The sequence below is a fragment of the Streptomyces sp. NPDC048353 genome (assembly GCF_055587165.1).
Map to the genome: position 1 here is coordinate 207,750 of NZ_JBVJGU010000011.1, position 8,713 is coordinate 216,462.

Annotated in this window: 2 protein-coding genes, 1 tRNA gene and 1 rRNA gene; 1 reads left to right on the forward strand and 3 read right to left on the reverse strand. The window is 70.2% G+C overall.

Annotation, left to right across the window (positions count from 1 at the left end; all coding sequences use genetic code 11):
• Window positions 1-26: 26 nt before the first annotated feature.
• Complete coding sequence (locus tag ACZ6RC_RS31255) at window positions 27-5,507, reverse strand: HAMP domain-containing protein (protein ID WP_469589600.1); 5,481 nt, start codon at window positions 5,505-5,507, stop codon at window positions 27-29.
• A 268-nt stretch (window positions 5,508-5,775) separates the two neighbouring features.
• On the opposite strand from ACZ6RC_RS31255, the gene ACZ6RC_RS31260 reads away from it, so the two are divergent.
• Window positions 5,776-8,427 (forward strand): SpoIIE family protein phosphatase, encoded by a 2,652-nt coding sequence (locus ACZ6RC_RS31260; protein WP_391141245.1) that lies wholly within the window; start codon window positions 5,776-5,778, stop codon window positions 8,425-8,427.
• Between the two features lie 115 nt (window positions 8,428-8,542).
• On the opposite strand, the gene ACZ6RC_RS31265 is transcribed toward ACZ6RC_RS31260, so the two are convergent.
• Window positions 8,543-8,615, reverse strand: a tRNA-Thr gene (locus ACZ6RC_RS31265).
• Window positions 8,616-8,620: 5 nt separating this feature from the next.
• Window positions 8,621-8,713 (reverse strand): 5S ribosomal RNA (gene rrf / locus ACZ6RC_RS31270); the annotation flags it as partial.

Below are 8,713 nucleotides of genomic sequence, written 5' to 3' on the forward strand. Positions count from 1 at the left end.
ACCCCGCGTGCCGCGCGGGACCCGCGTCACTCCCCTCGCATCCACTGCTCCATCACCGTCAGCAGATGGTCCGGGTCGACCGGCTTGGTGACGTAGTCGGAGGCGCCGCACTCGATCGCCTTCTCCCGGTCTCCCTTCATCGCCTTCGCGGTGAGCGCGATGATCGGCAGCCCGGCGAACTGCGGCATCCGCCGGATCGCGGTCGTCGTCGCGTATCCGTCCATCTCCGGCATCATGATGTCCATCAGGACGACCGTCACGTCGTCGTGCTGCTCCAGGACCTCGATGCCCTCGCGCCCGTTCTCCGCGTACAGCACCGCCAGACCGTGCTGCTCCAGGACGCTGGTCAGCGCGAAGACGTTGCGGATGTCGTCGTCCACGATCAGCACCTTCTCGCCGCCGAAGGCGAAGGTGCGGCGCGGCGTCGTCTCGGCCCGCTCGTCGGCGGACTGCTGGTCGCCCTGCCCGGCCCGGCCGGGCAGCGCGGGGCGGGTCTCCGTCGCCGGGACCGCCTTGCGGCGGTGCCGGAACAGCGCCCCGGCCCCGGAGCGCAGCTCGGCCGCCATCGGCGAGGATGACGACTCGTAGGGCCCGTCGTGTCCGTCGGAGCCGTCCTCGTACGCCGACTGCGGGTCGGTCGAGCCGTCCTCGCCCTGCCCGTAGCCGTTCGGGGACAGCTCGATCGGGTTCAGCGGCAGATAGAGCGTGAACGTCGAGCCGCGGCCCGGCTCGCTCGCCGCGTAGATCTCGCCGCCGAGCAGCCGCGCGATCTCCCGGCTGATGGAGAGGCCCAGGCCCGTGCCGCCGTACTTGCGGCTGGTCGTCCCGTCCGCCTGCTTGAACGCCTCGAAGATCACCCGCATCTTGCCGGCCGCGATGCCGATGCCCGTGTCGGTCACGGAGAACGCGATCAGGTCGGCCTCGGGATCGCGCAGCGACCCGGCCTCCAGGAGCTGCTCGCGGATCGACTGCGGCACGTCCGTCCCGGCCGGCCGGATGACCAGCTCGACCGCGCCCGTGTCGGTGAACTTCACCGCGTTGGAGAGCAGGTTGCGCAGCACCTGGAGCAGGCGCTGCTCGTCGGTGTGGAGCGTGGCGGGCAGTTCCGGCGAGACCCGCACCGAGAAGTCGAGCCCCTTCTCCGCGGTCAGCGGCCGGAACGTCGCCTCCACGTAGTCGACGAGCTGCACCAACGCGATCCGGGTCGGGGAGACGTCCATCTTGCCCGCCTCGACCTTGGACAGGTCGAGGATGTCGTTGATCAGCTGGAGCAGGTCGGAACCGGCGCCGTGGATCGTCTCGGCGAACTCCACCTGCTTGGGCGAGAGGTTGGCGTCGGCGTTGTCGGCGAGCAACTTGGCCAGGATCAGAAGGGAGTTGAGCGGCGTGCGCAGCTCGTGCGACATGTTCGCCAGGAACTCCGACTTGTAGCGCATCGAGACGGCGAGCTGCTCGGCCCGCTCCTCCAGGACCTGCCGCGCCTCCTCGATCTCGGTGTTCTTCACCTCGATGTCCCGGTTCTGCCGGGCGAGCAGTTCGGCCTTCTCCTCCAGCTCCGCGTTGGAGCCCTGCAGCTCCTTCTGCCGGTGCTCCAGCTCGGCGGAGCGCTCCCGCAGCTGCTCGGTCAGCTCCTGCGACTGCTGGAGCAGCACCTCGGTCTTGGTGTTGACGCTGATGGTGTTGACGGTCGTCGCGATCAGCTCGGCGAGCTGGTTCAGGAAGTCCCGCTGGATCTGGGTGAACGGCTGGAAGGAGGCCAGCTCGATCACCCCGAGGACCTTCCCCTCGAAGAGGACCGGCAGCACGATCACATGCGCCGGGGCGGCCTCGCCGAGCCCGGAGGAGATCTTCAGATAGCCCGGCGGCACGTTGACCTGGATCGTCCGCTTCTCCTCGGCCGCCGTCCCGATCAGGGTCTCCCCCGGCCGGAACGAGGTCGGCATCGAGCCGGCGGAGTATCCGTAACTGCCGCGCATCCGCAGCTCGTACGAGCCCTCGCCCTCCCCGCCCAGTTCGGCGCTGGCGGTCGCGGAGCCGGTCGGCATCGCCACGAAGAACGCGCCGTGCTGAGCCGAGACGACGGGCGTCAGCTCGCTCATGATGAGCGAGGCGACGTCGTCCAGGTCCCGGCGGCCCTGCATCAGTCCGGAGATCCGGGCGAGATTGCCCTTGAGCCAGTCCTGCTCCTCGTTGGCGAGGGTGGTGTCGCGCAGATTGGCGATCATGGTGTTGATGTTGTCCTGGAGGGCCTGGATCTCGCCCGCCGCGTCCACACCGTCGATCTTCAGGTTGAGGTCGCCGCGGGTCACCGCGGTGGCGACGGCCGCGATGGCCCGCACCTGCCGGGTCAGGTTCCCGGCCATCTCGTTCACGGACTCGGTCAGGTCGCGCCAGGTGCCGTCGACGTCCCGGACCCGTGCCTGGCCGCCCAGGATGCCCTCCGTGCCCACCTCGCGGGCCACCCGGGTGACCTCCTCGGCGAACGAGGACAGCTGGTCGACCATCGTGTTGATGGTGTTCTTCAGCTCCTGGATCTCACCGCGCGCGTCGATGTCGATCTTCTTGGTGAGATCACCCTTGGCGATGGCGGTGGTGACGGCGGCGATCTGACGCACCTGGCCCGTCAGGTTGGACGCCATCGAGTTCACCGACTCCGTCAGGTCCTTCCAGGTGCCCGAGACGCCCGGCACCCGCGCCTGGCCGCCCAGCTCACCCTCCGTACCCACCTCGCGCGCGACTCGCGTCACCTCGTCCGCGAACGAGGACAGCGTCGTCACCATCGTGTTGACGGTGTCGGCCAGCTCGGCCACCTCGCCGCGCGCCTCGACGGTCACCTTCTTCGTCAGATCGCCGTTGGCGACCGCGGAGGAGACCCGGGAGATGTTCCGCACCTGACTCGTCAGGTTGTTGGCCATCAGGTTGACGTTGTCGCTCAGGTCCTTCCAGATGCCCGTCACCCCGCGCACCCGCGCCTGACCGCCCAGGATGCCCTCGGTGCCCACCTCGCGGGCGACCCTCGTCACCTCGTCGGCGAAGTTCGACAGCTGGTCGACCATCGTGTTGACGGTCGTCACCAGCTCCAGGATCTCGCCCTTGGCGTCGACGGTGATCTTCTTCGAGAGGTCGCCCTTGGCGACCGCCGTCGTCACCTCGGCGATGTTGCGCACCTGGGAGGTCAGGTTGTTCGCCATGAAGTTCACCGACTGGGTGAGGTCCTTCCAGGTGCCGGAGACCCCCTGCACCTCGGCCTGACCGCCCAGGATGCCCTCCGTGCCCACCTCACGGGCCACCCGCGTCACCTGCTCGGCGAAGCTGGAGAGCTGGTCCACCATCGTGTTGAGGGTGTTCTTCAGCTCCAGGATCTCGCCCCGCGCGTCCACGTCGATCTTCTGCGACAGGTCACCGCGCGCCACCGCCGTGGCGACCTGCGCGATGTTACGGACCTGGGCGGTGAGGTTCCCCGCCATGCCGTTCACCGAGTCGGTCAGATCGCGCCACACCCCGGCGACGCCCGGCACCTGCGCCTGACCCCCGAGCCGGCCGTCCGTGCCCACCTCGCGGGCCACCCGCGTCACCTGCTCGGCGAACGCGGACAGCTGGTCGACCATCGTGTTGATGGTGTTCTTCAGCTCCAGGATCTCGCCCCGCGCGTCCACGTCGATCTTCTGCGACAGGTCACCGCGCGCCACCGCCGTCGTCACCTGGGCGATCTGCCGCACCTGGGACGTCAGGTTCCCCGCCATGAAGTTGACGGAGTCGGTGAGCTCCTTCCACGTACCGGAGACACCGTCGACCCGCGCCTGACCGCCGAGGCGGCCCTCCGTGCCCACGTCCCGCGCCATCCGCGTCACCTGGTCGGCGAAGGACGACAGCTGCGACACCATCGTGTTGACGGTGTTCTTCAGCTCCAGCATCTCGCCCGCGACGTCGACGGTGACCTTCTGGGAGAGATCACCATTGGCGACCGCCGTCGTCACCTGCGCGATGTCCCGCACCTGACCCGTCAGGTTGCGGAACGCCGTGTTCACCGAATCGGTGAGGTCCTTCCACGTTCCCGCCGCACCCGGCACCTCGGCCTGGCCGCCGAGCAGACCCTCGACACCGACCTCCCGCGCGACCCGGGTCACCTCGGAGCCGAACGCCGACAGCTGGTCGACCATCGTGTTGACGGTGTTCTTCAGCTCCAGCATCTCGCCGGCCACGTCGACGGTGACCTTCTGCGACAGATCACCATTGGCGACCGCCGTCGTCACCTGCGCGATGTCCCGCACCTGCGTGGTGATGTTCCGGAAGACGGTGTTGACCGAATCGGTCAGGTCCTTCCACGTCCCCGCCGCACCCGGCACCTGCGCCTGACCGCCCAGCAGACCCTGCGCGCCGACCTCCCCGGACACGCGCGTCACCTCGTCGGCGAACGTCCGCAGCGTCTCGGTCATCTGGTTGATCGTGTCCGCGAGCTGCGCGACCTCGCCGCGCGCGCTCACGGTGACCTTCTGCGAGAGGTCGCCGTTGGCGACCGCCGTGGTGACCTCGGCGATACCCCTCACCTGATTGGTGAGATTCCCCGCCATCGTGTTGACGGAGTCGGTGAGGTCCTTCCACACGCCCGCGACCCCGGCCACCTCGGCCTGACCGCCCAGCTCGCCCTCCGTGCCGACCTCCCGCGCCACGCGGGTCACCTCGGAGGAGAACGAGGACAGCTGGTCCACCATCGTGTTGACGGTGTTCTTCAGCTCCAGCATCTCGCCGGCCACGTGCGCCGTGACCTTGCGCGACAGATCGCCCTTGGCGACCGCCGTCGTGACGAGAGCGATATCACGTACCTGAGCCGTCAGCCGGTACGCCATCGTGTTGACCGAATCCGTGAGGTCCTTCCACGAACCGGACATACCGCGCACCTGGGCCTGACCGCCCAGCTTCCCCTCGGTACCGACCTCCAGCGCGACCCGCGTCACCTCGTCGGTGAACGCCGACAACTGGTCGACCAGGTTGTTCACCGTCCGGGCGACCTTCAGGAACTCCCCGCGCAGCGGCCGCGCCGCACCGTCGGGCCCGTCGGACCGCAGGTCCATCCGCTGGTCGAGATCGCCCTCGGCCACCGCCGACAGCACCCGCCCGACCTCGGACACCGGCCGCGTCATGTCGTCGACCAGCGCGTTCGCGGCCTCGATCGCCGCGGCCCAGGCGCCTTCGCTGGCCCCGGCCTCCAGCCGTTCGGACAGCTTGCCCTCGCGCCCCACCATCCGCCGCACCCGCGACAGCTCACCCGTCAGATGCATCTGCCGGTCGGCGACCTCGTTGAACACGGCGGAGATCTCCGCCATGACCCCGTCGCCGGACACGGTCAGGCGCTTGCGGAAATTCCCGTCGCGCATCGAGACCAGCGCCTGGAGCAGCCGCTCCATGGCCGCCGCGTCCACCTGCACCGTCCCACCGCTCCGGGACCGTCCGCCCTTTGCCCGCGTGCCGCTGCCGCTGCCGCGCCGCGCCGCCGTGCCAGAGTCCACCGTGTCCCTCCCGAAGGGATTGGCCGTCCTGCCCGGGCCGTCGCCACAGGCCGACCCAGTGTTTCACCGCAGCCGAACAAGGCCATAACAGTTCGGCAGCTTCGCATAACGTCCCCGCCCGTAGGGGACGGAAACAGCGGTGACCGGCATCCGCCCGGACAGTGAAGGTAAGTAACCTGGCATCCGGCTGTCCAACCGCCCCGGTCCGCCCGGCGGGGGCGGGGCGGCGGGAAGAAGACCAGCGGGCAGCGGGAGGGGCACACCGACCATGGCAGAGCCGGGCGTCGAAACGCGTACGAGGAGTTCTGTGATCACCGCGCGGGCGGCTGCCAGCTTCGACCCCGTCGGGCGGTCCGTCGCGACCGCCCGCGCCTTCGTCAGGGACACCCTGCAGGGATGGGGGTACGCCGAGGTCGTCGACGACGCCGTCGTCCTCACCAGCGAACTCGTCACCAATGCCGTCGTCCACGCCGGCACCGCCGCCGACGTCCTGTGCCTGCGCAGCGAGGACGGCGTCCGCGTCGAGGTCGCCGACCGCTACCCCGAGCGCGAGATCCCCGTCCAGGGCGGCCGCACCGTCGCCCACCCCGACCGGGAGAACGGCCGGGGCCTGCTGCTCTGCGCCGCCCTGGCCACGCGCTGGGGCGTCGAGTACACCCCCACCAGGAAGAACGTCTGGTTCCAGCTGGACCTGCCGGAGCGCCCCATCGGGACCCGCTCGGCGGGCCCCGTCCTCCCCGACGCCCTCCTGCCCGTCGCCGAGAGCCGCGTCCGCGTGGCCGTCGCCCAGATCGACCGCGGCGGCTCCGTCACGGCCTGGAACGAAGACGCCGAGGAGCTCTTCGGCTACACCGCGGAGCAGGTCCTCGGCAAGCCGCTCGGCGATCTCGCCGCCTGGCCCCACACCCCCGGCATCGGCACCGGCCTCGTCGAGGCGCTCCAGCTCTCCCGCTGGGAGGGCAGCTACGGCATCCGCTGCGCGGACGGCCGGGTCGTGCCCGTGTACGCCTCCCACCTCCGGGTCCGCGACGCCGGAGGCGAGCCGTCCACCGTCTGCCTCCTCGTACGCGAGTACGAGCGCGCGGTCCTGCAGACCCCGCAGCGCACCGCGGTCTCCGACTCCGGCGCCGAGAGCCGTTCGGCGGACCCCTTCGAGGTGTTCATCGGCTCTCCGGCCCCGGACGACCTGGACGGGCTCCTCCAGCGCACGGTGGAGCGCGCCCGCGACATGCTCGACGGCGACGCTGCGTTCCTCCTGCTGGCCACGGACGACGAGACGGAGTTGGAGGTGCGCGCCACGACGGGCCTGCCGTCGGCCCGTCAGCGCTTCGCCCGCGTTCCGGTGGAGACGGGTGCCAGCCGTTACGGCTCCGCCCGGATGCCGGCCGTCCACGAGGACCTGGCCGCCGTCCCGGGCGCGGTGCCCCTGCTGGAGGGCACCGGCATGCGTTCGGTGGTCACGGTCCCCCTCAAGGTCGAGGGCCGGCTGACCGGCTCCCTGGGCGTCGCCGCGGAGAACCCGAACCGCTACTCCAACGAAGAGGCCCTGCGCCTGCAGTTCGCCGCCGACCGGATCGCCCTGGCCGTGGAGTCGGCCCGTCTCGGCGAGCTGGAGCGCCTGCGCCGCGGCTCGTTGAGCTTCCTCGTCGAGGCCTCCGACCTGCTGGCCGGCACGCTGGACCGCGATCAGACCCTGGCGCTCATGGCGCAGATGACCGTTCCGACGCTCGCGACCTGGTGCGCCGTCTACACGATCGCCGACCAGTCGTCGGACCCGTATCTCTCGTACGTCCTGCACGAGGACGAGGACCGGATCGACGGTCTGAAGGCCCTGCTCTCCTCGATCGCCCCGCCGGACCCGGTGCCCACGCCGGGCGCCCGTGTCTGGTCCGCGCCGGCGGCGGCCGCCCACCGGGCGGCGCTCTCCACGTCGATGCGCGAACTGGGCGGTGCGGCGGGCCCGTTGTCCTCGGGCATCGACACGACTCTGGCGACGGCGGCCGTGGTCGGCGGGGAGACGGTGGTACTGCCGCTGGTGGCCCGCAACCGCGTGATCGGCATGCTCACGCTGGGGAAGCCGTCGGACGACCATTTCCGCCAGGAGATCCTGGAGCTCGCCGAGGACCTCTCCCGCCGGGCGGCGCTGGCTCTGGACAACGCCCGTCTCTACAGCGAGCGGATGGCCATCTCCCAGTCCCTGCAGCGCAGTCTGCTGCCGCCGGGTCTGCCGGACATCCCCGGGGTCGAGGTCGATGTCATCTATCGGGCGGCCGGCGAGGGCAATGAGGTCGGCGGCGACTTCTACGACCTGTTCCCGATCCGCGACAACGCCTACGGCTTCGCCATCGGCGACGTCTGCGGTACGGGTCCGGAGGCGGCGGCCGTCACGGGCCTGGCCCGCCACGCGCTGCGTCTGCTGGCCCGGGAGGGTTTCGGCGGCCCGGCGGTCCTGGAGCGGCTGAACGCCGCCATCCTCGACGAGGGCGCCCGCAGCCGCTTCCTGACCCTTCTCTACGGCGAGATGTGGCCGCAGGAGGACGGCTCGGCCCTTCTCAAGGTGGTTTGCGCCGGTCATCCGCTGCCGCTGCGTCTGCGCCAGGACGGCACGGTCTCCTCGGCGGCGGATCCTCAGCCGCTCCTCGGTGTCATCGATGACCTGGAGCTGTACGAGCAGACGATCACGCTGGATCCGGGTGATGTCCTGCTCTGTGTCACCGACGGCGTCACGGAACGCCGCGAGGGCAGCCGGATGTTGGGCGACGACGGTCTGGCGGAGGTCCTGAAGACCTGCACGGGCCTGACGGCCGGCGCGGTCGCGGCCCGCATCCTGCGCGCGGTGGAGCGCTTCGCTCAGGAACCGGCGTCGGACGACATGGCGATCCTGGCGATGCGCATCCCGGAGCCGATCACCGCCGGCTGACGCTCTCCCGGCCGGCGCCCCTGTTCACCGCAGGGGCGCCGGCTCCAGGGCCCGGAGCCGGCGCACAAAACAAAGAAGGCCCCCGCCATGTGGCGGGGGCCTTCTTCTTTTTCGGAGCCCTTTAACGGAATCGAACCGTTGACCTTCTCCTTACCATGGAGACGCTCTACCGACTGAGCTAAAAGGGCGGGTTGTTCGGCGGCGTCCTACTCTCCCACAGGGTCCCCCCTGCAGTACCATCGGCGCTGAAAGGCTTAGCTTCCGGGTTCGGAATGTAACCGGGCGT

Excerpts from the sequence above, each read along its gene's own strand:
- ACZ6RC_RS31260 (WP_391141245.1), top strand. The coding sequence starts at position 5,776 with ATGGCAGAGCCGGGCGTCGAAACGCGTACGAGGAGTTCTGTGATCACC.